The 24,331-nt window shown below is 57.9% G+C and carries 21 protein-coding genes; 4 read left to right on the top strand and 17 right to left on the bottom strand.

Annotated elements, in window-relative coordinates; genetic code table 11:
- Positions 1 to 36: 36 nt before the first annotated feature.
- Positions 37 to 411: a hypothetical protein gene (locus PMYSY11_RS01685; RefSeq protein WP_069902374.1), complete on the bottom strand. Its 375-nt coding sequence runs from the start codon at positions 409 to 411 to the stop codon at positions 37 to 39.
- Between the two features lie 8 nt (positions 412 to 419).
- The gene (locus PMYSY11_RS01690; RefSeq protein ID WP_090515602.1) at positions 420 to 1,745 is read right to left on the bottom strand and encodes a sulfite oxidase; all 1,326 of its coding nucleotides are present in this window, start codon (positions 1,743 to 1,745) and stop codon (positions 420 to 422) included.
- A gap of 211 nt (positions 1,746 to 1,956) precedes the next feature.
- On the opposite strand from PMYSY11_RS01690, the gene PMYSY11_RS01695 reads away from it, so the two are divergent.
- On the top strand, positions 1,957 to 2,604 hold the full coding sequence (locus PMYSY11_RS01695; protein ID WP_150548143.1) for an HAD family hydrolase: 648 nt from the start codon (positions 1,957 to 1,959) through the stop codon (positions 2,602 to 2,604).
- Between the two features lie 15 nt (positions 2,605 to 2,619).
- On the opposite strand, the gene PMYSY11_RS01700 is transcribed toward PMYSY11_RS01695, so the two are convergent.
- From PMYSY11_RS01700 to PMYSY11_RS01710, 3 genes are all read right to left on the bottom strand, one after another.
- A complete protein-coding gene (locus PMYSY11_RS01700) occupies positions 2,620 to 2,796 on the bottom strand; it encodes a DUF1161 domain-containing protein (RefSeq protein ID WP_150549636.1) in 177 nt (58 codons plus the stop codon).
- 149 nt (positions 2,797 to 2,945) lie between these two features.
- Positions 2,946 to 4,250 (bottom strand): GntP family permease, encoded by a 1,305-nt coding sequence (locus tag PMYSY11_RS01705; protein WP_150548144.1) that lies wholly within the window; start codon positions 4,248 to 4,250, stop codon positions 2,946 to 2,948.
- Between the two features lie 529 nt (positions 4,251 to 4,779).
- Complete coding sequence (locus tag PMYSY11_RS01710) at positions 4,780 to 5,892, bottom strand: aminopeptidase (protein ID WP_150548145.1); 1,113 nt, start codon at positions 5,890 to 5,892, stop codon at positions 4,780 to 4,782.
- Between the two features lie 66 nt (positions 5,893 to 5,958).
- Here PMYSY11_RS01710 and PMYSY11_RS01715 point away from each other — a divergent pair, with 66 nt between their 5' ends.
- Together PMYSY11_RS01715 and PMYSY11_RS01720 are read left to right on the top strand one after the other, a co-directional pair.
- Positions 5,959 to 6,366, top strand: coding sequence for a PA0061/PA0062 family lipoprotein (locus PMYSY11_RS01715; RefSeq protein WP_090515595.1), 408 nt, complete (start codon positions 5,959 to 5,961; stop codon positions 6,364 to 6,366).
- 54 nt (positions 6,367 to 6,420) lie between these two features.
- Positions 6,421 to 6,834, top strand: coding sequence for a PA0061/PA0062 family lipoprotein (locus PMYSY11_RS01720; RefSeq protein ID WP_069902379.1), 414 nt, complete (start codon positions 6,421 to 6,423; stop codon positions 6,832 to 6,834).
- A 39-nt stretch (positions 6,835 to 6,873) separates the two neighbouring features.
- Here PMYSY11_RS01720 and PMYSY11_RS01725 read toward each other — a convergent pair whose 3' ends face one another.
- The 3 genes from PMYSY11_RS01725 to PMYSY11_RS01735 form a co-directional block, all read right to left on the bottom strand.
- A complete protein-coding gene (locus PMYSY11_RS01725) occupies positions 6,874 to 7,293 on the bottom strand; it encodes an SRPBCC family protein (protein ID WP_150548146.1) in 420 nt (139 codons plus the stop codon).
- 70 nt (positions 7,294 to 7,363) lie between these two features.
- Positions 7,364 to 8,359 (bottom strand): LLM class flavin-dependent oxidoreductase, encoded by a 996-nt coding sequence (locus tag PMYSY11_RS01730; RefSeq protein ID WP_150548147.1) that lies wholly within the window; start codon positions 8,357 to 8,359, stop codon positions 7,364 to 7,366.
- A 269-nt stretch (positions 8,360 to 8,628) separates the two neighbouring features.
- On the bottom strand, positions 8,629 to 10,536 hold the full coding sequence (locus PMYSY11_RS01735; protein ID WP_069902382.1) for a beta-ketoacyl synthase: 1,908 nt from the start codon (positions 10,534 to 10,536) through the stop codon (positions 8,629 to 8,631).
- Between the two features lie 255 nt (positions 10,537 to 10,791).
- On the opposite strand from PMYSY11_RS01735, the gene PMYSY11_RS01740 reads away from it, so the two are divergent.
- Entirely contained in the window at positions 10,792 to 12,414 is a 1,623-nt protein-coding gene (locus tag PMYSY11_RS01740; RefSeq protein WP_420830076.1) for an acyl-CoA synthetase, read from the top strand.
- 77 nt (positions 12,415 to 12,491) lie between these two features.
- Here the strand turns inward: PMYSY11_RS01740 and arcC are convergent, their stop codons facing one another.
- The 9 genes from arcC to PMYSY11_RS01785 form a co-directional block, all read right to left on the bottom strand.
- The gene (arcC, locus tag PMYSY11_RS01745; protein ID WP_150548149.1) at positions 12,492 to 13,421 is read right to left on the bottom strand and encodes a carbamate kinase; all 930 of its coding nucleotides are present in this window, start codon (positions 13,419 to 13,421) and stop codon (positions 12,492 to 12,494) included.
- Positions 13,422 to 13,493: 72 nt separating this feature from the next.
- The gene (locus PMYSY11_RS01750) at positions 13,494 to 14,504 is read right to left on the bottom strand and encodes an ornithine carbamoyltransferase (protein WP_150548150.1); all 1,011 of its coding nucleotides are present in this window, start codon (positions 14,502 to 14,504) and stop codon (positions 13,494 to 13,496) included.
- 95 nt (positions 14,505 to 14,599) lie between these two features.
- Positions 14,600 to 15,853 carry an arginine deiminase gene (gene arcA / locus PMYSY11_RS01755; RefSeq protein ID WP_069902386.1) on the bottom strand — a complete coding sequence of 418 codons (1,254 nt, stop codon included), beginning with the start codon at positions 15,851 to 15,853 and terminating at the stop codon, positions 14,600 to 14,602.
- Between the two features lie 26 nt (positions 15,854 to 15,879).
- Positions 15,880 to 17,307, bottom strand: a complete 1,428-nt coding sequence (gene arcD, locus PMYSY11_RS01760) for an arginine-ornithine antiporter (RefSeq protein WP_150548151.1) — start codon at positions 17,305 to 17,307, stop codon at positions 15,880 to 15,882.
- 339 nt (positions 17,308 to 17,646) lie between these two features.
- On the bottom strand, positions 17,647 to 18,930 hold the full coding sequence (gene dctM, locus PMYSY11_RS01765) for a C4-dicarboxylate TRAP transporter large permease protein DctM (protein WP_150548152.1): 1,284 nt from the start codon (positions 18,928 to 18,930) through the stop codon (positions 17,647 to 17,649).
- Positions 18,930 to 19,559, bottom strand: a complete 630-nt coding sequence (locus PMYSY11_RS01770; RefSeq protein WP_090515919.1) for a TRAP transporter small permease — start codon at positions 19,557 to 19,559, stop codon at positions 18,930 to 18,932. The genes dctM and PMYSY11_RS01770 overlap by 1 nt, the downstream gene beginning before the upstream one ends.
- A gap of 117 nt (positions 19,560 to 19,676) precedes the next feature.
- Positions 19,677 to 20,666, bottom strand: a complete 990-nt coding sequence (gene dctP / locus PMYSY11_RS01775; protein WP_150548153.1) for a C4-dicarboxylate TRAP substrate-binding protein DctP — start codon at positions 20,664 to 20,666, stop codon at positions 19,677 to 19,679.
- 282 nt (positions 20,667 to 20,948) lie between these two features.
- Positions 20,949 to 22,322: a sigma-54-dependent transcriptional regulator gene (locus PMYSY11_RS01780; protein ID WP_150548154.1), complete on the bottom strand. Its 1,374-nt coding sequence runs from the start codon at positions 22,320 to 22,322 to the stop codon at positions 20,949 to 20,951.
- A gap of 110 nt (positions 22,323 to 22,432) precedes the next feature.
- Positions 22,433 to 24,259, bottom strand: coding sequence for a sensor histidine kinase (locus PMYSY11_RS01785; protein WP_150548155.1), 1,827 nt, complete (start codon positions 24,257 to 24,259; stop codon positions 22,433 to 22,435).
- Positions 24,260 to 24,331: the final 72 nt, after the last annotated feature.

Consider the following 24,331-nt stretch of genomic DNA (forward strand, 5'->3'; position numbering starts at 1 on the left):
CGTAACCGGCCCGCACTGCGGGCCGGGCACATGGCTTTACTGCGCCGGTTTAGCGGCGGGTTTGCGCAGAGGATTATCCGGCAGTTGCTCGGCCAGCAGCGCCGGTCGCCGGGTTTCGGCCTTGGCACCATACTCGCTACTCAAGTAGTCGAGAATCACCGTCTCGGTTTTCGGGTCAAAGGGCCAAAGCCCTTGTTTGTCCTGCATCCAGCGAATCAGCGAGAGCCAATGTTGGCGGCTGCCACTGTTCTGCGTAACCAGTTTGGCCGAGTGACACGCCGTGCAGTTATTGCGCACGGTTTCCCAGCCCTCAGCGATGATCAGGCCGCTTGCCGGATCGGTTTCGGCTGCATGAACGGGTGCCGATAACAACCCGAGCATGACCAGGCCTAAGGTAATTGAGTGGGCCATGGGTTCTCCTAAACAATTTGCACCGCGATGCGATGGCAGGCGTTATTCAAATAGCCCTTGGGGTTCCAGCCGGGGACCAGCATCGGTTGCGATTTGCCCTCACTGTCGACTGCCCGCGCCCACACTTCGTAATAGCCCTTTTCGGCAAAGCTCAGGTCGGCGCTCCAGTGCTGCCACGCCAGACGATTCGCCGGTGCTTCGAGTTTGGCCTTTTGCCAGGTTACGCCGAAGTCTGTGGATACATGCATTTCACTCACTTCAAGGTCGCCCGCCCATGCGTGACCACGTACTTGCAACGTTTTATCGAGTGGCTGGCTGATTCCGGATTTGGGGAAGGTGATCAGCGACTTCACCGGCATCGAGTGAATAATCTGCATGTCTTCAGGTGGCACTTCGCTGCCGGGCGCCACCGGATACTTCGGCACGCTGTAAGACGGCGCTGCCATTTTGTTGCCATCGTGAACCTTGTTGCGCACCACAATCTTTTTCAGCCACTTGCCCGATGTCGAGGCAGGCCAGCCGCCGCAGACCAGTCGCAATGGCTGACCGTTGAGATAAGGAATCGCCTGATCGTTCATGGCCCAGGCAATCAGGGTTTCATCCTCCAACGCCTTGGACATGGGCACGCCGCGCGATATGGCATGTTTGCTCGGGTCGCCACTGGGGTGTAAATCGGCGCCGTAATAGCCGATATACACCGCATCCTTCTTGATCCCGCAGGCTTCGAGCACGTCACGCAAACGCACGCCGGTGAAGGTTGGGCAGCCGACAGCGCCCACTGTCCATTGGTTGCCGCTGGCAGCAGGCACAAACTCGCTGCGGCCGTTGCCGCCGCACTCAATCACCAGTTGATAGGTGTAGTGCTTGAAGCGCGACTGTAAATCGGCAATTGAGAAGGTGGTCGGCGTAACGCAGGACTCGCCAGCAATTTCCAGCGTCCAGTTGGCGGCATCCAGCTCTTTGGGTGCCGGCACAATACCGTTGTTGCGGACAAACATATGCCGTGCCGGGGTGATTGCATCATCCAATAAGTGGGCCGGTGTTTCGGCGTTCAGCGGTCGGTCGTTAAGCACCTTGAGGCCATCTTTGCCCTCAATGCTGAACGGCTCCTCAGCATGTGCCAGCCCGGCGGGGATCATGCCCAGCGGCAAGTAACGGGCGAAAGGAATACTTGCTCCCAAGGCGGAGGCCATCGCCAGCAAGCTGCTGCGTTTGAGAAATCCGCGGCGATCAGACTCAGGTTCGCGGTCCCACAATAGCTTCTCTGCTTTCAACGGATCTTCGGCATATAACGCGTGAATGCCACGTTCGGTCGGCTTAACCTCTTTCGACATGCTCGGCCTCTCTTGGTTTTTATTGTCATTGGCAGCGGCGAAATCTATCGGGCGCTGTACTTTGCAGTCTGACAATGACCACCAGATGCGCCATGCACAACGGCCAGATAGTTGAATGGTTATGGTCCAGATGTGCGTTGGCGGTTTGATCGGCGCGCGCTTTTTTGTAAGGTGGCGCCACTTCATACTCTCGGCTTTGCGCGGGCGGCTTATGCATTACCAGAACATTCTGTTTGACCTCGATGGCACACTCACCGACCCGCGTGAGGGCATCACCCGTTCGGTGCAGTTCGCCTTGTCGCGACTGGGAATTGATGAGCCAGAGTTACAGGCGCTTGAGCACTTCATCGGCCCGCCGCTGCTGCAGTGCTTTATGCAGACCTACGCGATGGACGAGGCCCGTGGCTGGCAGGCGGTGAACTTCTATCGGGAGCGGTTTGCCGATGTCGGGCTCTATGAGAATCAGGTGTTTGCCGGTATCAGCGAGCTTTTGCATATGCTTGAGGCGCAGCAGCGAACCCTGTACATCGCGACCAGCAAACCAACAGTGTTTGCCAGCAAGATCGCCGAGCACTTCGGTTTCTCTCGTCACTTCAAGGTGATCTACGGCAGCGAGCTGGACGGCACCCGCACCAACAAGGTCGAGTTGATTGCCCATCTGTTGGCGTGTGAAGGCATTGCGCCCGAACGTTCGCTGATGATTGGCGACCGCAAGCACGACCTTATCGGCGGGCAGCGCAATGGCCTTGATGTGGCGGCGGTTGGCTACGGATTCGGCAGCCGTGAAGAGCTTGAGGCGCAAGCCCCGAACTATCATTTTGAGTCTGTCATGCAGCTGCACCAGGCGTTTGCTGGTTAGCCTGATGACGGCTGGTCAGTCGTTACGCTGATAGATGATTTTCTGGGTGCCGCCATCGCAGCTCCCCACCACCATCGTCTCATCGCTGACCTCATCGTTAGGCACGATTTCCAGCGTGTAGCTGGCCACGCCTGCGGCCAGCGCTGCGCTGCTGAGCAGGGTCAGGAGAATTACAGCGCTGCATTTTTGCATCGCGCGTTTCATGGTAATTGCCTCGCAAACATCGATTGATATTGTTTGGACACGGCGATTAGCCACTAGTTTTATCCACAGGGGTTTGTTTTGCAGGCAGCTGTGAAATGCCAATGACGACAGTGGTTGCCGCCATTGGTGGGTTGATGTCAGGTGAACAGGGTGTAGAGAACCACTGCCAGCGCCAACACCGGTAGAGGTAAGAGTACGCTCACGACAAATACCGCTGGGTAGGCGCGATCATGAGTCTCGCGGCAAATTGCGCGAATTGTCGTCACCACGTAGCCATTGTGTGGCAGCGAGTCGAGACCGCCAGAGGCCAGCGCGGAGATACGGTGCATTGCGCCATTGTCCAAGCCCATGCCTTGGTAGATGGGTGCCAGAATGGGTAGCGCAATGCCCAGACCGCCCGATGCAGAGCCGGTGATACCGGCAATCACAGTTACAGCAATCGCGAGCCCCGCGTACTCCATACCCGGCATGTCAGTGAGCACTGCAACTACGCTCTGAAAGGCCGGAGACTTCGAGGCGACTGCACCGAACCCAACCACAGCGCAGGTGTTGGCGATCGCAACCAAGGCGTTTTCAGTGCCGACCGTGAGCATATTCGACAGGCTCGGGACTGATCGGCGATAGAGTAGGTAGCCAACCAGCAGGCTCATCAAAATCGCCAGCAACAGTGAGTCGATCACCGGGATAAATTCAGAGAGCAAGTTGAACCCGCCCACCAGGATGATTAACGGGATCAGCGCACTGAAAAAGCCGATAGTCGTAATCCGCTGGTCTGCCTGTTGTGGATGCCCCGCAGGCAAGTCAAACCCTTCGCCGGCCGCTTGTGCCCGGCGAACCATAAAGCGCATGGCAAAACCGCCAGCGACCATGATCAGCAGCCCCATCATCACGCCAATCAGCCCTCCTGCTGTTGCAGTAGTTCCGAAGTAGGTTGTGGGGATCAGATTCTGGATTTCAGGTGATCCGGGGGAGACCATCGTGAAAGAGATGGAGCCAAAAATGATGGCTGCGGGGATCATTCTGTGGGGAATATTGGCGCTGCGAAATAACTCAAAGGCAATTGGGTAAAGCGTAAAGCCGACAACGAATACACTTACGCCACCGTAGGTCAAAATCGCCCCTGCTGCGACTACTGCGAGGATTGCACGTGATTCGCCGAGGGTGTTTTTGGCTTTCTGGGCAATCGCCAGAGCTGCGCCGCTGTCATCCATCAAACGGCCAAATATTGCACCGAGCAAAATAGCTGGAAACCAAGTGGCAAAGAACTTGGTGAACGCATTCATGTAGTAAACCAGCATCGCTTCGCTCAGGTTCATCTGGCTCGAGAGCGCCACCAGAACAGCGCAGACCAGTGCGGCGATGATGATGTTGATACCGCGCATGGTGAGCAGTACCAGCAGTCCTAAACCAGCGATCAAGCCGATGTAACTTAGCGTAAGCATTAGCTGTTCCTTGTGTTTTTATATTTATTGTTTGGCGGCGCTGCGCTTTATTCAGGGCGAAGTGGTTTATGGCAGCAAAAGAGAGCCACGCCGCATGGAAGTGCCGCTGAAATAAGGTTTTGTTTGAGGCTTTGTGTGATGCGGCGCGTTAAAACCCGAGCCGGGCGTTAGTGCCGATCAGATGTGAGGCCGATTGTTATCTTTTGATAGGGATCGATTGCAGCCAGGGATAGGCAGCGCTTTGCTGCGCGGGCAGGTCATACGGTGTGCGAGTGAAGCTGATTGTTATTATTGGCACTACCATGTGCGACTCCTACATGTTCGAGAGAGTTTGAGCTCAGGGCTAGAGGCAGGCTGTCATTCTTGTGTTGTCGACAGCGTCAGCAGTTCGAGAGTAGGCAGAAGTCAGGGTGGGGGCAATTAGCAATACAACACACCCACTCTGCAAAAATGCACAGGCTTTAATAATTTTTAGCGATAAAGACGCGAAATAAAGCCGGAAGCTATCCGCTCGGCAGTCCTATGGCCCTCAATGTTTGGTGTCATGTGCGCTTTGCGGCGCTGCGGCTTGTTGCAATTGCTCAAGTCGCGCCTTGCGTTCATCCGGGTTCAGGGCGCCTATTTTTGCAGCTTGCGCGTAGAACTTGGTCCAGTCGCCATTGGCTTGCTCGAACAACACGGCAAAGGCTGTAACCCAATGGTCGTAGAGGCCGAAGGGCAGCAGTTTGGCGTTGTTCATCGGCGCTTCAATCCAGCTGTCGTAAGCGCCTGTGCCGCCCCATTGGCTGTCGCGTAGCGCGCGGTAGTTGCGGCGTAATTGCTCGAACTCGGCCTGCTTCCCAGTGCGCATCTGTTCGGGTGTCTGGCCGCTGGCGTAGAGCGTTTTCAGGCGTTCTCGGCTGGCCAGCACCAACTCGGTAAATTCGGCGCGCTGTTTTAACACTTGCTGATTGGGCGCCTGCGCAGCTGAATCCGGATGAGCTTGATGCCACTGCCGCCAGCCTTGTTGCTCGACGAATGTGGCGAAGGATTCATTGAACGCAGTGTCGCCCGGCACATAGAGTTTTTGATGGGTTAATTCATGGAAGATAACCGCCACCAGCCGCTGATCTCTCCAGCGCAGCATGGTGTTGAGAATCGGGTCATCGAACCAGCCCAGCGTCGAGTAGGCCTCGACACCGCCCATGTAAGTGTCGAGCCCCTGCAGTTGCAGCAGGGCTTTGGCGCCGCGGGCGCGATTCTGGTCATAGAAACCGCGATACGCCACGCAGCCGGCAATGGGGAAACAATACAGCTCGGGCTCCAGCGAGAACTCGGGCGTTGCGAATACATTCCACACCACAAACGGCCGCTTTATATCGGCATACAGGCGATAACTGTTGTTGTCCGGCAATGCCAGTGCGCTGCTGGCGAAGTCGCGGGCCTGCTGTGAGAGGGCCAGGCGCTTACGTAACTGCGGATTTTGTGCCGGGTTGGCGACGATTTCGGCAACCGGCTCGCGGCTGCTGAGCAAGGCGTACTGGCCGCCGAGAAGCTGGCCGTAATAGTCGACGCTGCTGCAACCGCTCAGCGCCAAAGCCCCGAGCAGGGGAACCCAGCGCAGTGAGAGGCGGTCGAGTAGGGGTGATATGAATTTGGGCATGGCGCGACACTACTGCAATCGCAGGTGATTTCGCCAGCCTGACGCACTTTGCTCTGGAGTCTCTGTATGCGTGGTCCGTTACTGGTTGCGGGTGTGTTGTTGCTGAGTGGCTGTGCCCATATGTGGGCCTATGATTCCGAGCAGGCCTGGGTCGATTTGAGCACCAATCGCGATAATCGCCTGTTTGCTTATAAAGTCGACGATAAGCCGGTCGATGACTGGGAATATTTTCAGGTAACGCCTGGCCGCCATGAACTGGTTGCGCGCGTATTGTTCAAGGTCGATGGCAGCAATGTTGGCTCCAGCAGTTCCGCCTTGAGCCGGCGCTGCGAGGTGAAATTGGTCTACGCCGACTTTGCCAAGGGAGAGCGCTACCGTCTGGAAGCCGGAAATACCGGATTCCGCGCCTGGGCCAAACTTTATGATGAACATAACCAAGAGCTTGCCCGCGCCAAGGAAGGTCGTTGCGGATAACCCGGGCGCAGCCAGCTATGCTTGAGTGAGATTCTCTATTCAGGAGGCGTGACCATGCGCCGCATATCCATTGCCGCCGGCCTGCTGGTTCTGGCCGGTTGTTCTTCACCGTTACCCGCACCTGATCCCGGCAAGGCCTGGGTTGAGCCTTTTGCCGTGGCCGGGGAGCTTTTGATGGCGGATAAGCTGGACGGTAAACGCTGGGACGATGGCCGCTATTTCGAGGTCAGCCCCGGCGCCCATGAGTTGATCTCGCGCTTTCAGTTCGAGGTCAATGGCGGCGGTGGTTACATGTCGGAGCCGACTCAGGTGACCTGCGAAATTCGTGTGCGCTACGACAGCTTTGCCGCCGGCCAGCATTACCGGCTGGAGGCGCGTTCACTCATGCGCAGCGCGCAGGCATTTCTTTATGACGAGCAGCGTAATGAGCTGGCCCGAGGCGAAGTTCTGCGTTGCGGGACGTTCTAGCCGCACTCAACGCCCGGGGGTATTTTCCATGGCCGGGTTTCACCTGCGTTCGCAGTAGTCCTTGAGCGCCTTGAGTGACATCGCCCACTGGAAATTGCAGAAGCCGAGGTAGCGATTCGATTCGTCCCAGCCGGCGTGGCGAAACTCCAGCATGGTTTTGTCGGCGTTGGCCGCCAGCTCAAAGACAATTCCGGTGCCAAACCAGGCCGATGCCGGGCTCGATTGTTCATGCTCGCTAACGCAGCGCCACAGTATGCGGCTGTTCGGTACAGACTCATCGACGGCCATTATCAGCACGTCGTGGCCTGCGCCCGGCTCGAATAACCATGCGGCCAGCTGTTCGTGTTCGCCGGCTTTGGGCGTGTCCCACCAACTGCCAATACCCTCTATGGTTGAGAGGGCTTGGAAAACCTTGGCGGCGGGCGCGTTGATCATCAACTGATGGTAAAGGGTTGCCATGCTCAGACTCCTGACTGGGTTGGGTCACGTCGAATGGCTGGCCTCGCACAAGGCGAGGCCTTTAAAGACCCTAGCGTAGCTGCGCGAGAATTTCGAATGAGCGCAGGCGATCGTCGAAGTTGTACAGGTCGCCGGTAAATATCAGCTCGTCAGCATCGGTCTGCTCCAGCAGCACATCAAGGCGGGCGCGCACTTTCTCCGGACCGCCAACCACTGCCATGCCCAGAAAATCTCCTACAGCGGCGCGTTCGTGCGGCAGCCACAGGCCTTCCATGCTGTCGACGGGCGGGCGCTGGACCAGGCTCTGGCCGCGAATCAGCGCCAGAATGCGCTGATAAACCGAGGTCACCAAATAATCTGCCTGCTCATCGGTATCGGCGGCAACCAGCGGCACGCCGAGCATTACGTAAGGCTTGTCGAGGGTGGCGGAGGGTTTGAAGTGGTTGCGATAAACCCGGATCGCCTCGTGCATCATGCGCGGGGCGAAGTGCGAGGCGAACGCGTAAGGCAAACCCTTCATGCCGGCCAGTTGCGCACTGAACAGGCTCGAACCGAGCAGCCAGATCGGCACGTTGGTGTCTGCGCCCGGCATGGCGACGACGCGCTGATTGCGCGTGCGTGGGCCGAGATACCCTTGCAACTCTTCGACATCAGCCGGGAAATCATCGGCGCTGCCGGAACGCTCACGACGCAGTGCATGCGCGGTGTACTGGTCAGCGCCTGGCGCACGGCCCAGGCCAAGTTCAATGCGCCCTGGATATAAGGTGGCGAGCGTGCCGAATTGTTCGGCGATCACCAGCGGCGCATGGTTGGGCAGCATCACCCCGCCAGAACCGAGGCGAATGGTCGAAGTGCCTGCCGCCAGATACCCGAGCAGTACCGCCGTGGCCGAACTGGCGATGCCATCCATGTTGTGGTGTTCAGCCACCCAGAATCGCTCGTAACCCAGCCGCTCGGCATGTTGAGCCAGCGCCAGTGAGTTTTGCAGGGCCTGCTGCGGACCGCCGTCGTCACGAATCGGCGCGAGGTCGAGGATTGAAATCTTGGTCTTTGCTAATTCACTCATGAGCCCTGCCTATTCGGTTGCGCTAAGCGTTCGACACTTGGGTGCCGCGCCGCGGGAAAACATGCCTGAGTTAAATAGTGGGGTTTTATTTGCAGATTCCAAGGTGCGCGGGCAATGAGTCGTGATCAACGGGCCTTGGCGCCCAGCCAACCTGTGGATAAAAGCGTGCACAGCCCGGTGACCAACCAATCGGTTGGAATTGCCGTGCGCGGCGAGGGGACGGTGTTTAGGGGAGCGGGGCGGCAGGTTGGCTGGCCGCCCCGTTTCACTCAGTCGAGCATGTCTTTGTAGCGATCATCTTTCTTGAACACCAGCGGCTGGCTGAAACCAGGGATGCTGATTTGTTCGGTGCCCAGTTCGATGTGGCTGTCATCGATCATGTCATTGCCGAAGTTGTAGATGATGTCGAGTTGGCCGAGCAGGGCATTGCGCTCATAGGTTTCGGCATTGCGCCGGGTCTGCTCGCGGCGTTCAACGTAATTGCCCCATGCCGCTTCGCCGTAGCGCTTGCGCAGCATGCGTTCGGCAACGTGTGGCGCGAGGATCACGCCGCTGGCGTTGTTGCCGCCAAAGCCCTTGGAATTGACGAAGCACACATCCATCGCCTGCTCGCCCAGCTGGCGGTCTTTGATGGCAATGCTCAGGTGTTGCTGGTGCACATCATCGGCCACTTTATCGATGGTTTTGATGCCGGGCAGCAGGCCGTACTTGAAGGTGCCGAGGGCCGAGATAACCTGATCGCCACTGGCGGTTGCCAGTGAGTGGCCGACGAATGCCTTGGCGGCGGTGATTGGCCAGCTTTCGATACCGAAGGTGGCGGCGATCCGGTTGAGCAGGTCGGATTCGGTGGTGCGGTTGGCCGGCGTGCTGGAGCCGTGGGCGTGGACGAAGCTGCGCGTGCGCACGGCTTCTGCGCCGAGGATCTGCGTGGCGCTGGCTACGGCCTTGGCCATGGTCAGATAATTACCCGGGCCAGGCGCCGAAATCGATTTCTTGAAGCCGTCGGCGTTGATAAACACATCCGGCACAGCGCCGTGAATGTCTGCGCCCAGCTCCATGGCCAGCTCGTCGTCCATCAGCATCACGTACTGGCAGGACTCGGCCAGCGTGAAACCGCAGTTATGGCCGAACGGGCGACTGGCGCGCTGGAAGTTGACGTCGTCGGTGCCTTCAATCTGGCGCAAGCCTTCCTCGGTCGCCAGTGCGCCCATGGCGCCATAACCTTCGATGCATTCCTGAGTGATCGGCGCCTCGCTGTTACCCACGAGCACCACGCGCGCCTTGCCAGACTGAATGTGCTCGATGCCTTTTTGCAGGTTATACAGGAAGGTTGCGCACGCGCCGGTAATACTGCCGGTGGTGCCGACACTGCCCAGCACGTAGGCGTTGATGAAGTCGGTGGGCATGCTGTTAAAGCCCAGCGGCAACTGCTTGGCCGTTACGCGCCCGCCCTTGAGGCGAGATTGCATGAGGCCGCCGTAACCGTTTTCGTCCAGCTGGCTCATGATGCTGCCAGAGAACACCGCCACTTCATCCGGCGCGACGTGCTTGAGGATGGTTTGCCAGTCGATGCCAGTCGAGCGCAGCGCATCGGTGGCGCCGACGACTGTCATGGCCAGGCCGCGCGGGTGGAAGCGGGCGTTGTAGAGTTCACTCGGCTCGAAACCTGTAGGCAATTGCCCGGCCGATTTCACCGGTAAAGCGCGGTAGCTGTCGATCTTGAAGTCGCAGCTGTCGTACAGAGTAACCCGCACTTCGCTGGCGCTCAGGTCTTCCACTGTCCAGTCCGAGGGCAGCGGGTCTGGCAACTGTTTGCGCAGGGTGATGAAGCTCAGCGGGTTGCCGGCGGTGGCATCGATGGTGATGTTTTTTTGCCAGTGGGCTGCATCAACATCGAGGTATTTCTTGTCGATGCGGCGAACCAGTGTCGAGGCCAGAATCACTTGAGCGAATTGCTCATCGATCTCGGCCAATGTCAGTTCAGTGCCTTCATGGGTCTGATACTGGCCGTCTACCACGCGCACCAGTTTCATCAGCACTGCGAGGCCTGCAAGGGTGGCCTGACGGCTGGCCAGGTCGAGCGACTCGATTACCGTACGCCGGAAACCGTGGTGAAAAGAACTGCGGCCGGCTGCGTTATAACCACCAAAACCAACAATAACGGGTAAGCGAGACATCACGCGGTAACTCCTCAAATAAGTACACCAGGCGAGCGCAGATGAAGCGATTCAGCTCGTCTGGGGTGCAGCTGCAAGACTGTAACTAACACAGACTCACGCCGGTTTAACCGTTCGGATGCCTATGCTGACGCGAAGTATGACTTGGAAGTCACTGTTTCGACCAAGGTAGAGGATCAAATAAAGCCATGCAACTGATAGGGTTATGACCATAAGTTCAGCGTAATGGTGCGCAGGAGAATAAAAATGAACGCCATCAACCCTTACGAATACGGCATGCCGCGAGAAGCTGCGAACTTTCAGGCACTCAGCCCGCTGAGTTTTCTGGAGCGTGCGGCAAGTATTTATCCACAGCGAGTTGCACTGATTAATGGCCGCCAGCGGCAAACCTGGGGCGAAACATACGCCCGCAGCGTTCGTCTGGCTTCAGCATTGGCCAAGCGCGGCATTGGCCTCGGCGATACCGTGGCGGTGATCGCACCCAATGGTATTGCGATGTTTGAAGCGCATTTTGGTGTGCCGATGTGCGGCGCGGTGATCAACGCGATCAACACCCGCCTTGATGCCGAAGCCATCGGCTTTATTCTCCAGCACGGCGAAGCCAAGGTGTTGATGGTGGATAAGGAGTTTGCCGAGGTCGCTCAACGGGCAACCAGTCACATGCCCAACCGCCCGCTGATTATTGGCATCGACGATGTTGAGTACGATGAAGGCCAGCTGATCGGCGAACTCGACTATGAAGCTTTTCTGGCCGAAGGCGATGCGGACTATGCATGGCAGCTGCCGGCGGATGAATGGCAAGCCATCGCGCTGAATTACACCTCGGGCACCACCGGCAATCCCAAAGGCGTGGTTTATCACCACCGTGGCGCGCACCTCAATGCGTTGTCCAATGCCATGTGCTGGGACATGACGCGCTTCCCGGTGTATTTGTGGACGCTGCCGATGTTCCACTGCAACGGCTGGTGTTTCCCTTGGGCGCTGGCAGCCTATGTGGGAACCAATGTGTGCCTGCGTCACGTGCGCGCCGAGGCGATTTTCCCGGCGCTGGCGGAGCATGCAGTCGATCATTTTTGTGGTGCGCCGATTGTCATGAACATGCTGGCCAACGCATCGCCTGAGCTTAAAGCGCTGAAAACCCGTCCGGTGAAAGTCATGACCGCCGGAGCGCCGCCACCGGCTGCGGTGATCGAGGCGATGGAGTCGCAAGGCTTTCAGGTCACCCACGTTTACGGCCTTACCGAAACCTACGGGCCGAGTGTGGTGTGCGAGTGGCAGGATGAGTGGGACAGCGAAGCGCCCGAGCAGCGTGCGCGTTACAAGTCGCGCCAAGGCGTGCGTGCGCCATTGCTTGATGAGTTGATGGTCGCCGACCCGCAAACGTTGCAGCCGGTGCCGCGTGATGGCGAAACCATTGGCGAGATATTCATGCGCGGCAACGTGGTGATGAAAGGTTATCTGAAAAACCCGACCGCAACGGCTGAAGCGTTTGCCGGTGGCTGGTTTCATTCAGGTGATCTGGCCGTGTGGCATGCCGATGGCTATGTCGAGATCAAGGACCGCTCGAAAGACATCATCATTTCCGGCGGGGAAAATATCTCGTCCATCGAGATCGAGGATGTGCTCTATCGCCATCCGTACATTCTTGAAGCCGCCGTGGTGGCCATGCACAGCGAGCGCTGGGGTGAAACGCCGTGTGCGTTCGTGACGCTCAAGCCCGGCACTGAGTCGACCGAGGAGTCGGTCATCAAGTTTTGCCAGCATCACATGGCGCGCTTCAAAGTGCCTGGCAAAGTAGTGTTCTGCGAACTGCCGAAAACCTCGACCGGCAAGGTGCAGAAATTCGTCTTGCGCGAGCAGGCCAAAGCGCTGGCCTGAAACGCAACCAGCGCTGAGCGGTGAAGGCCGCGCAGCGCTGGTTGGTTGACACTAGAACCCGGCTTCATGCCGAGCGCTTAGTGATAACGCACTTCCTTGCTATCGGTGCTGACCCGGGTGCCACCAACGCCCTGAACGATGGCGTCAATCTGCGCCAGCGAACCAATAACTGCGGTCTTGCCAGTGTTGCGGGCAAACTCGCTGGCAGCCAACACTTTCGGCCCCATAGAGCCGGCAGCAAAGCCGAGCTTGTCGAGTTCATCCGGGCTGGCTTCGGCAATGGCTTTTTGCGTGGGCTTGCCCCAGTCAATAAAGGCTGCTTCCACGTCTGTGGCGATGACCAGCAAATCGGCTTCAAGTTGTTCGGCGAGCAATGCCGAGCACAGGTCTTTGTCGATTACCGCTTCAACGCCTTGTAGCTTGCCGTCTTCACCGTACATGGTGGGAATGCCACCGCCACCTGCACAGATCACCACTGCGCCTTTTTCGAGCAGCCATTTGGCCGGGCGGATTTCGAAAATCTGCTTAGGCCGTGGGCTGGGTACAACCCGGCGGAACTTGTCGCCATCGGGGGCAATGCTCCAGCCTTTTTCGGCCGCCAGCGCCTCGGCTTCTTCCTTCGAATAAACCGGGCCTATTGGCTTGGTCGGGTTCTTGAACGCCGGGTCTTCCGGGTCTACTTCAACTTGGGTAAGCAGGGTGGCGAATGGCACTTCGAACGGCAGCAGGTTGCCCAGCTCCTGTTCGATCATGTAGCCGATCATGCCTTCTGTTTCGGCGCCCAGCACGTCTAGCGGGTAAGGGCTGGTGGCTTTGTAAGCAGCGCCTTGGAGTGCCAGCAGGCCGACTTGCGGGCCGTTACCGTGGGCAATCACCAGCTCATTGCCGGGGGCAACTTTGGCGATTTGTTCGGTAGCGATACGGATGTTTTCACGTTGGTTGTCAGCCGTCATGGGTTCACCACGACGGAGCAGGGCGTTCCCGCCCAGAGCGACGACGATACGCATGCTAATACCTCCAAAAAGGGATTCAGTGAAGCAACAACGCCGTGCAGGACGCACGGCGTTGTAGGCGGGCGCTTAGACGTCGCCGAGAGTTGAAACCAGAATGGCTTTGATGGTGTGCATGCGGTTTTCTGCTTGCTCAAACGCGATGCACGCAGGGGACTCGAAAACTTCTTCAGTCACTTCGATGCCGCCTGCCAGATGCGGATACTTTTCGGCAACCTGCTTGCCGACTTTGGTATCGGTGTTGTGGAACGCAGGCAAGCAGTGCATGAACTTGGTCCGTGGAGTTCCGGTGGCCTTCATCATGTCGCTGTTGACCTGATAAGGCAGCAGCAGCTTGATGCGCTCGCCCCAAGCCTCAACTGGCTCGCCCATCGACACCCAAACGTCGGTGTGGATGAAATCAACGCCCTTGACAGCTTCTTTCGGGTCTTCGGTGAGGGTGATGCGTGCGCCACTGGCTTTGGCGAACTCTTCGCACTGCGCAACAAACTCAGGGTCTGGCATCAGCTCTTTAGGCGCGGCGATGCGAACATCCATCCCCAGCTTGGCGCCAACCAGCAGCAGCGAGTTACCCATGTTGTTGCGGGCGTCGCCCAGGTAGGCATAGCTGATGTCGTGCAGAGGCTTGTCACAGTTCTCGCGCATGGTCAGCACGTCTGCCAGCATCTGGGTTGGGTGATACTCATCGGTGAGGCCGTTGAATACCGGTACGCCTGCGTACTGGGCCAGGTCTTCTACGATGTCCTGACTGTAGCCGCGATACTCGATGGCGTCATACATACGGCCCAAAACGCGCGCCGTGTCTTTCATGGTTTCTTTGTGACCGATCTGCGAGGAGTTCGGGTCGATATAGGTGACATTTGCGCCTTGATCGTAGGCGGCCACTTCAAACGCACAGCGTGTGCGAGTGGAGGTCTTTTCAAAAATCAGCGCGATGTTTTTACGCTGCAGGTGCTGCTGCTCGGTGCCGGTGTATTTGGCACGCTTAAGGTCGCGAGACAGGTCGAGCAGATAGCGAAGTTCACGCTCAGTGTGATGAACAAGGCTGAGCAGGTTACGGTTGTGCATGTTAAAAGCCATGATTAAATCTCCATGAATTCAAGAATTTCAGGCCTACCAGTACAGCTTGTGGCTGGTTTGGCGAGTTGCGCCTCGTAAGCGCCTAACATTGCTTTTTAATAGTCGACCGGATCGCGCAGGATCGGGCAGGTCATGCAGTGGCCACCGCCACGGCCGCGGCCGAGTTCACTGGCGCTGATGGTGACAACTTCAACACCGGCTTTGCGCAAAAGAGTGTTGGTGTAGGTGTTGCGGTCGTAGCCAACCACCACGCCAGGTTCGAGGCAGACCACGTTATTGCCGTCGTCCCACTGCTCGCGTTCAGCTTCATAGCTGTCGCCGCCGGTTTGTACGACGCGCAGTTTCTTCAGGTTCAGCGAGTCGGCAACCACGTCGAGGAAGGATTTCTCTTCGCGGCGGATGTTCATGCCGGTTGGGCTGCTTTCATCTGGGCGCAGGGTGAAGGGCACAATCTGTGAAACCACTTCCGGGAAGATAGTGACAAGGTCACGGTCGCAGAAGCTGAACACGGTATCGAGGTGCATGGCTGCGCGTGATTTAGGCAAGCCGGCCACGATTACTTTCTCGGCAGCGCCTTTGGCGAACAGGTTCTGTGCGAGTTGGCCGATGGCCTGACGCGAGCTGCGCTCACCCATGCCGACCAGTACTACGCCGTTGCCGATTGGCATGACGTCGCCGCCTTCGAGAGTGGCCATACCGTGATCCAGATCTGGATCGCCGTACCACACTTCAAATTCCGCGTTGGTGAAGTCTGGATGGAACTTGTAGATGGCGCTGGTCAGCAGAGTTTCCTGACGGCGCGCTGGCCAATACATTGGGTTGAGCGTAACGCCGCCGTAAATCCAGCAAGTGGTGTCACGGGTGAACTGGGTGTTGGGCAGTGGCGGCAGGATGAAGCTCGACTCGCCGATGAAATCGCCCAGCATGGTCAGTTCTTTGCTGGCGCCGAGTGCGTTGATCAGGTCGGTCACTGATACGCCGCCGATCAGATGCTCAGCCAGTGCGCGTGGATCAAGGCTGCGCATCCAGCTGGAAACTTCATCGGTCAGGCCGGTGCCAATCTGGTTGGCGGTCAGTTTGCGTTCGAGAATCCAGTCCATCGCGGCTGGGATCTTCAGTGTCTCGGTCAGCAGGTTGTGCATTTCCAGCACTTCGATGTTGCGCTCACGCATTTTGGTGACGAAGTCGAAGTGGTCACGCTTGGCCTGGCTTACCCAGATCACATCATCAAAAAGCAGCTCATCGCAGTTGTTTGGGGTGAGGCGCAAGTGCGCCAAACCGGGTGAGCAGACCATCACTTTGTGTAATTTACCAACTTCGGAGTGAACGCCTAATTTGACTTTGGACATGTCTTTTCTCCTTGCTATAAAGGCTATTAAAGGGTCAGGAAGCCGTCGTAGAGGCCGTAAGCGGCAAAGGCAGCGCCAAATACGGTGGCAACGACAATGACCTTTTCAATTGCGGTAAAGACTTGCAGGTTCTGTTCGCGCTTGGCTTTGGCGAACAGCAGCGCACCGGGTGCATACAGCAGTGCAGACAACAGGATGTATTTGAAGCCGCCGGCATACAGCAACCAGATGGCGTAGATCAACGCGATTCCGCCGATGATCAGATCCTTCTTGCGGGCGCCGGGATCTTGCTCGTAGGTTTCACCTTTAACCCCGATCAACACGGCGTAGGCGGCCGACCAGAAGTAAGGGATAAGGATCATCGAAGTTGCCAGGTACAGCAGGCTGGTATAAGTGCTGGCGGCAAACAGGGTGATTATCAGGAACGCCTGGACCAGGATGTTGGTCAGCCACAGCGCATTGGTTGGCACACCTTTGGAGCTCATCTTCTTGAGGAAGTTGGGCATGGTGTGATCGCTCGCCGCAGCGTGCATGATCTCAGCGCACAACAGCACCCAGGAAAGCAGAGCACCGAGCAGAGAAATCACCAGACCAACACTGATCAGGATGGCGCCCCAGTGGCCTACTACGTGCTCAAGCACATACGCCATTGAAGGGTTTTTCAGCTCAGCCAGTTCTGGCTGGCTCATGATGCCCATCGACAGTACGTTGACCATCACCAGCAGCAACAATGTACCGATGAAGCCAATAACGGTGGCCTTACCGACATCTGAGCGCTTCTCGGCACGGGCCGAATAAATGCTGGCGCCCTCAATACCGATGAACACCCACACGGTGACCAGCATCATGTTGCGCACCTGATCCATCACAGTGCCCAGATCGGTGTTGCCACGGCCCCAGAAGTCGGATGTGAAAATATCCATCTTGAAGGCTACGGCGGTGATCACCACAAACATGATCAGCGGGACGACCTTGGCCACGGTAGTGATCAAGTTGATGAAAGCCGCTTCCTTGATGCCGCGAAGCACCAAAAAGTGTACGGCCCAGAGCACCACTGATGCGCCGACGATCGCCGCAACCGTGTTGCCTTCACCGAACACCGGGAAGAAGTAGCCGAGGGTGCTGAACAGTAAAACGAAGTAACTGACGTTTCCCAGCCAGGCACTGATCCAGTAACCCCAGGCGGATGAGAAACCCATGTAGTCGCCAAAGCCGGCTTTGGCGTAGGCATAAACCCCGGCATCGAGTTCTGGCTTTCGGTTAGCCAGCGTCTGGAATACAAAGGCCAGGGCTAGCATCCCGACAGCGGTAATGCCCCAGCCGATTAAAACGGCACCGGCGCCGGCACTGGCCGCCATGTTTTGCGGGAGAGAGAAGATTCCTCCCCCGATCATTGAGCCTACAACCAGCGCAATCAGTGCGCCGAGGCGAAGTTTTTGGGTGGGTTCTGACATAATCGTTCTCCCTGCGACAAAATGTTTCTTGCAACTATTAGGCGCTCTGATTAATGACAGCGTGTTGACTTAAGTCAGTTCAAATCAACTAAACAACTAGTTCTTTGGTCAGTGGTTTGTTTTTTTGTTTTCTGAGTTGAAAACGATAGAAGCTGTAGGACTAATCGCAAGTTGCGGGCATGAAAAAGCCCGACGCAGAGGCCGGGCTTGGGTTTTTCTTAGATGAATCAGGGGCTTAAAATTTGAATCTAATTCTTACAGCTGCATCCTTTTCTGCTTTTTTCAGCTAATGCCCTGCCGTTGGTTTCCAGCAGGGCATTAGCATGCGCTGTCAAGCGGTCAGTTCATGCCCAGCCAGTTCGGCAGCGCCATTGAAACAGCCGGGATGTAGGTGATCACCATCAGGAAGCCGAGCAACAGCATCAGCCAGGGCCAGGCGGCGCGGATGACCTGAGTCAGTGGCATACCGGTCACTGCCGAGGTCACGAACAGGTTCAGGCCCACCGGCGGGGTTATCAATCCGATCTCCATGTTCACCACCATGATGATGCCCAGATGGATCGGGTCGATGCCCAGTTGCACGGCAATCGGGAACAGGATCGGCGCCAGGATCAGGATGATCGCCGAAGGCTCCATGAACGCACCGGCGACCAACAGCACGATGTTCACCACCAGCAGGAATTGCCACGGTTGCAGGCCGGCTTCGATTACCCATGCGGTAATTGTCTGCGGGATTTGCTCGGTGGTCAGTACGTGCGCAAACAGCATGGCGTTGGCAATGATGAACATCAGCATGATGGTCAGCTTGCCGGAGTCGAGCAGCACTTTCGGGCACTCGCGGATCGACAGATCCTTGTACACGAACAGCGCCACAAAGCCTGCGTAGACTGCGGCTACCGCAGCGGCTTCAGTTGGCGTGAACATGCCCGAGTAGATACCGCCGAGAATGATGACCATCAGCAGCAAGCCCCAGATGGCTTTGCGCGCGGCACTCAAAAACTCGCGGAAGGTGGCACGTGGCTGCGCCGGTAGGTTCATTTTGCGCGCGACGATGTAGATCGCGACCATCAATGACAAGCCCAGCAGCAGGCCTGGAATTACACCGGCCATGAACAGCTTGCCGACCGATTGCTCGGTTGCAGCGGCGTAGACCACCATCACGATCGACGGCGGAATCAGAATGCCCAGCGTACCGGCGTTACACACGATACCGGCGCCGAACGCCTGTGGATAACCCGAGCGCACCATACCGGCAATCGCAATCGAGCCGACTGCGGCAACGGTGGCAGGCGATGAACCAGACAGCGCCGCAAACAGCATGCACGCCATAACGGCCGAGATTGCCAGGCCGCCACGGATATGACCGACGCAGGCGTTGGCAAAGTCGATCAGGCGCTTGGCCACGCCGCCGGTGGTCATGAACGCGCCGGAAAGCAGGAAGAACGGAATCGCCAGCAGCGTGTAGTGCTCGGAGGTTTCAAACAGCTTGATGGCCAGCGAGCGGACCGAGTCCGGGCTGAACAACATAATCGTCACCGAGCCGGCGAGGCCCAGCGAAACCGCAATCGGCACGCCGATGAACATCAGCGCGAACAGCGCGGCAAAGAGGAACAGAATGGTCATTATTTTTGCGCCTCGTGTTCTTTCAGTTTCAGCGCATCGGCGGCTTCGTCAGCCAAGCCGAGGCCAGTCTGCTCGTTACGCAGAATTCGCACGAAGATTTCAAAGAAGCGGATAAATACCATCGCGTAGCCAAACGGTACGATGGCCGCGATATGCCATTGGGCGATGCCGTAATGGCCGAGGTCTTCTGCGCCGATGCCCGCGATGAACAGGGTTTTCACCCAGTCAAAGCTGCCAATTGCAATCATGCCGGCGTAGGTCAGGCAGGCGATGCAGGCGATAAGACCGATGATGCGTTGTACGGGGCGTGAAGCCAGTTTTACCAGCGCATCAACACCGATATGGCCCGCGGTGCGCACACCGTAAGCCAGACCGAAAAAGATCAACCAGGCAAATAGCGCCTTGGTCAGGGCAATACTCCAGGTCATGGACTGAGCCATGTCGAGGATATGGTCGCCAATCCACAGCAAGGACTCGCTGGCGCCTTCCCAGTTGTCAGCCCAACTGTAGAAGAAGGTGTACAGGTTGTTGAGGATTACATAGGTAAAGGTAACCAGAGTCATGGCACCCAACAGAAAGGCAATAAAACCTTCCTCGAAGTGGTCCCAGGCTCGCCGCAGGGCGTTCATCGATAAATTCTCCAGAGGTATGAACTGCTGGCCAGAACCGGCATGGAGCTGGCCAGCCGTAATGGCCGGCAGCGGGCGTGGCCGCTGCCGGGAGTCGTGCCTTACGGCAAACTCACCTTACTGGTTGGCAGCCTCAGCTGCTTTGATCAGGTCGGCACCGATATCACCTTCAAACTTCTTCCAGACCGGCTTCATGGCATCGCGCCACTCAGCACGCTGCTCTGGCGTGAGGGTGATGATTTCGCTGGTTTTAGCGTCGATGATGCGCTGCTTGTCACCGGCGTTCAGGGCATCAGCCTGCTTGTTCACTTCAGCAGTAACTTCCACGATGATCTTGTCCAGTTCAGTGCGGACATCATCCGGCAGGCCGTTCCAGAACTTGGTGTTGGTGATCAGCATGTAGTCTAGTACACCGTGGTTGGACTCGGTGATGTACTTCTGAACTTCGTTGAACTTCTGGCTGTAGATGTTCGAGTACGGGTTTTCCGCACCGTTAACCACGCCAGTCTGCAGGCCTTGGTAAACCTCGGCGAAGCTCATTTTGCGCGGGTTGGCGCGAACGGCTTTGAACTGCTCTTCGAGTACGGCAGAAGCCTGTACGCGGAACTTCAGGCCGCGAGCGTCTTTAGGCTCGTACAGGGCTTTGTTGGCAGACAACTGCTTCATGCCGTTGTGCCAGTAGCCGAGACCGGTGATGTTCTTCGACTCCATCGAAGTCAGCAGTTCCTGACCTTCTGGGCTCTGCTGGAACTTGTCGACTGCGCTGATATCGTTGAACAGGAACGGCAGGTCGAAAATCTGCAGTTTCTTGGTGTATTGCTCAAACTTGGCCAGTGATGGCGCGATCAGCTGAACGTCGCCCAGCAGCAGCGCTTCCATTTCCTTGCCGTCGCCAAACAGCGAAGAGTTCGGATAAACCTCAACCTTCACTTTACCCGGCAGACGCTCTTCAGCGAGCTTCTTGAACAGGTTGGCACCTTGGCCTTTCGGGGTGTTATCGGCCACTACGTGGGAGAATTTGATGACGATCGGGTCGGCTGCTTGAGCCATACCAGCGATGCTCAGTGACAGGGCGCACGCGAGCGCCTTGGCAGAAAGTTTGAACATGCGATGCTTCCTCTTTTTGTGGTTATCGCGGTAGCGCGTATTACTGGGCAACAACTGCAAGTCTAGGCGGCCTGTCAAAAAATGACGGGCAAAGGCTGCAATAGACCGAATTTACTGCGTTGTGGGCCAGGACTTCACTAGAGCAACCGGCATGCCAGCCTGTGCCAAGCGCCATAAAATGAGCGCTGTTATGCGTGACACGGCGGTTTAGGCCGCTCGAAAAAAACCGAATGCCGGTTACAGGAAGAGACTTGGTCGGGACATGTGGCGGAAATCCGCCAACTACTCCGCTTCGTCTGGCGAGCTTCCGCCACTCAGGCCGTGTTTGCGCAGTTTGTCGTGCAGGGTTTTGCGGGGCACGCCAAGCGCCTCGGCCACGCTGCGCAATGAGCTGTGCGAGCGTGCAAGCTCACTGGCGATCAGGGATTTCTCGAAAGCTTCGACCTGCTCGCTGAGTGTGCCGCTGAACTCAGCCGTGGCGTTCGATGCATCGGCGCCGGCTTCCAGCCCTAAATCAAGGCCCAAGGCAAAGCGTTCAGCGGCGTTGTGCAGTTCACGCACATTGCCGGGCCAGGGATGGCGCAGCAGTTGTGCGCGCTGCGCGGCAGTGAGTTCGCGCACAGCCAGACCGTGGCGCGTGCTGGCGGTCTCGGTGAAGTGCTGGAACAGCAGCAGAATATCGTCGGCGCGCTCACGCAGTGGTGGAATCCGCAGCGGCGCGACGTTCAGCCGGTAATACAGGTCAGCGCGGAAGCGGCCCTGGTCCGCCGCTTGGCGCAGGTCTTCCTTGGTCGCGGCGATGATGCGGATATCCAGAGGAATCAATTGGTTGCCGCCCAAGCGCTCAACCACACGTTCCTGCAGCAGGCGCAGTAACTTGACCTGCACATCGAGGCTCATGCTTTCGATTTCATCGAGAAACAGGGTGCCGCCAGCGGCAAATTCGAACTTGCCTATCCGGCGTTTCTGCGCGCCGGTAAAGGCGCCGGCTTCGTGGCCAAACAGCTCACTCTCGACCACAGACTCAGCCAGTGCGCCCGCGTTAATCGCCACAAACGGGCCAGCGCGGCGGTTGGATAAATCGTGCAGGGCACGCGCCACGACCTCTTTGCCAGCGCCGGTTTCACCGAGAATCAGCACATCGGTATTGATCCCGGCCACCGCGCCGATCTGCTCACGCAAGCGTTGCATGCCAGGCGATTGCCCAACCAGGCGCGCAGCGAGTTGCTTGCGGTCCGCCAACTCCAAGCGCAGGCTGCGGTTCTCCAGAACCAGCTGGCGTAGCGCCAATGCGCGGCGCACCGACTCAAGCAAGTCGTCGCTGGCGAATGGCTTTTCAAGAAAGTCATAGGCGCCGCTGCGCATGGCTTGCACCGCCAACGGCACATCACCGTGGCCGGTAATCAACAGCACAGGCAATTGCGGGTCTTGTTCATGCAGTTGCGCCAGAAGTTGCAGGCCATCAATGCCCGGCATGCGAATATCACTGACCACCACGCCTTGCCAGTCCGGCTGAATCAGCTCGGCAACACCCCGCGCATCGGCGAGCGTGACGACCTTCAATCCGGCCAGATCAAGGGTTTGGCTCAGGGCCTGACGCAGGTGTGGATCATCATCAATCAACAGCACCTGAGTGTTAGCGTCGAGGCGGGTCATGTGAGGGTTCCTTTGCAAGCGACTGCACAAAAATAGGGGCGGTTTAGCACGGTGTTCAAGGTTGCACTGCTGCCAGTATGCAAGCTACGAACCAGCTCGGCCGCGACGCTTCATGTCTCATTGGCCAAGTCATCACTCACCCGGCTCATGCTGTTATCACCGGCCTTCATGCGCAGGATCAACAAAGCGCCGCCTTGCGGATGATTGTCGAAGCTGAGTTCGCCGCCGAATGCGCGCATCAGGCTGTCGCAAATCGCCAGTCCCAATCCGAGCCCCTGCGCGCTGGTCTTGGTGGTGAAAAATGGCTCCCGGGCGCGTTGCAGCGCCTCGGCCGAGAAGCCAGTGGCGTTGTCGCGGATGTGCAGTTCAATGCCGTCTGCAGTGACCACGCTGCTCAACCACAAACGCCGTGGCGGCGGCACCTCGCTGAGCGCATCAAGGGCATTGGCCAGCAGGTTGCTGAGCACTTGGCGCAGGCGGGTTTCCCCGGCTTGCACCCACAAGGTGGCTTCGGGCAGGTCGCGGATCAGCTCGACATCCAGCGCACGGCGGCGTTTGGCCAGCAATGCCAATGCATCGTCCAGAGCGGATTGCAGTGCGACGGTTTCCGGTGCGTGGCGATCGCGGCGGGCAAAAGCGCGCAGGTGGGCGATGATTGAGGCCATGCGCTCGGTGAGTTGGCTGATGAGCTTGAGATTGGCGCGGGCATCGTCGGTGCGTTGGTGATCGAGCAATACGCCGGCGTTGTCGGCATAGCTGCGAATGGCGGCGAGCGGCTGATTGAGTTCGTGGCTGATGCTGGCCGACATGGTGCCAAGCGCTGTCAGTTTGCTTGCCTGTACCAGTTCGTCCTGCGCGCGCACCAACTCCTGTTGCGCTTGCTCGCGCTCCAGGACTTCCTGGCGCAGGCGACTGTTGAGTTGTTCGAGGTCGAGCGTGCGTTCCAGCACGCGTTGCTCCAGCACTTGGCGGGCGTGTGTGTCGAGCGCGATGCGCTCGAGATAATGGCGCCGGCGCTGCATGAGCAGACCGAGCAGCAATATCAGCATCATCAGCGATGCGCCGCCAACCGCAACTGCCGTGCGCACCGGGCCATCGAGCATGCGCCGTGGTGCCAGAATGCTCACCGTCCAGTCGATATCTTCCAGATGCGTGCTTTGCTTGAGCCAGGCTTTTTCATTGAGGTGCAGGGGCGAAGGTGACTGAATGCGATAGGGTTGGGTGTCGGCAATCACCGCACGTTCGGCGTTATCCAGCGGGCGCGTCGAGCGAAAGCGCCAGTCAGGATGCGAGGTGAGTATCACCACGCCGTAGTTATCGGTCACCAGCAAGCGTTCAGGGCGATCGCCCCACAGGGTTTCGGTGTGATCGAGATCGACTTTGACCACGACCACGCCGAGTATGTTGTCGCCATCGCGCACCGCATCGGCGAAGAAGTAACCGCGCTTGCGCGACGTTGTGCCCAGCCCGAAGAAGCGCCCGTGGCGGCCTTGCAAGGCTTCGCGAAAGTAAGGGCGATAAGAGAAGTTACGGCCGACAAATGAGTCCTCGTCGTTCCAGTTGGAGGCCGCGAGGGTTTGACCGTTTGGCGCCATGAGGTAGATCACATCGGCGCCGGTTTGCTTGCGCAAGCTCGCCAGTTGCCGGTTCACCTGATCTTGCAGGGCAATATTGGTTTGCCCTTTGAGCAATTGGCGCAGGCTCGGCAACTGGCCAAAAATCGGCGGCAGCACTTCGTAGCGGCTCAGGGTGCCGAGGAGGTTGGCCACGTATAAATCGAGAATCTGGCGCTTCTGGTCATTGAGCTGCGCGCCGTAATAGCGCTCGATCGAGACCTGCAGCGGCCATAACAGCGGTGCCAGCAATACCCCGAGCAGCAGCAGGCTGCGCCAGCGAAGACGACGGGGAACAGTGGTTTTGATCGGGGCTTGGCTCATAGGCGCATTATGCACAGCGCGCCGGAAAAGCGCTTGTGCGTGTGCTCGTGTCCGGCTTTTTGCAGCGTATTT

It is taken from the genome of Pseudomonas marincola (assembly GCF_900682675.2).
GTDB classification, from domain to species: Bacteria; Pseudomonadota; Gammaproteobacteria; order Pseudomonadales; family Pseudomonadaceae; genus Aquipseudomonas; species Aquipseudomonas marincola.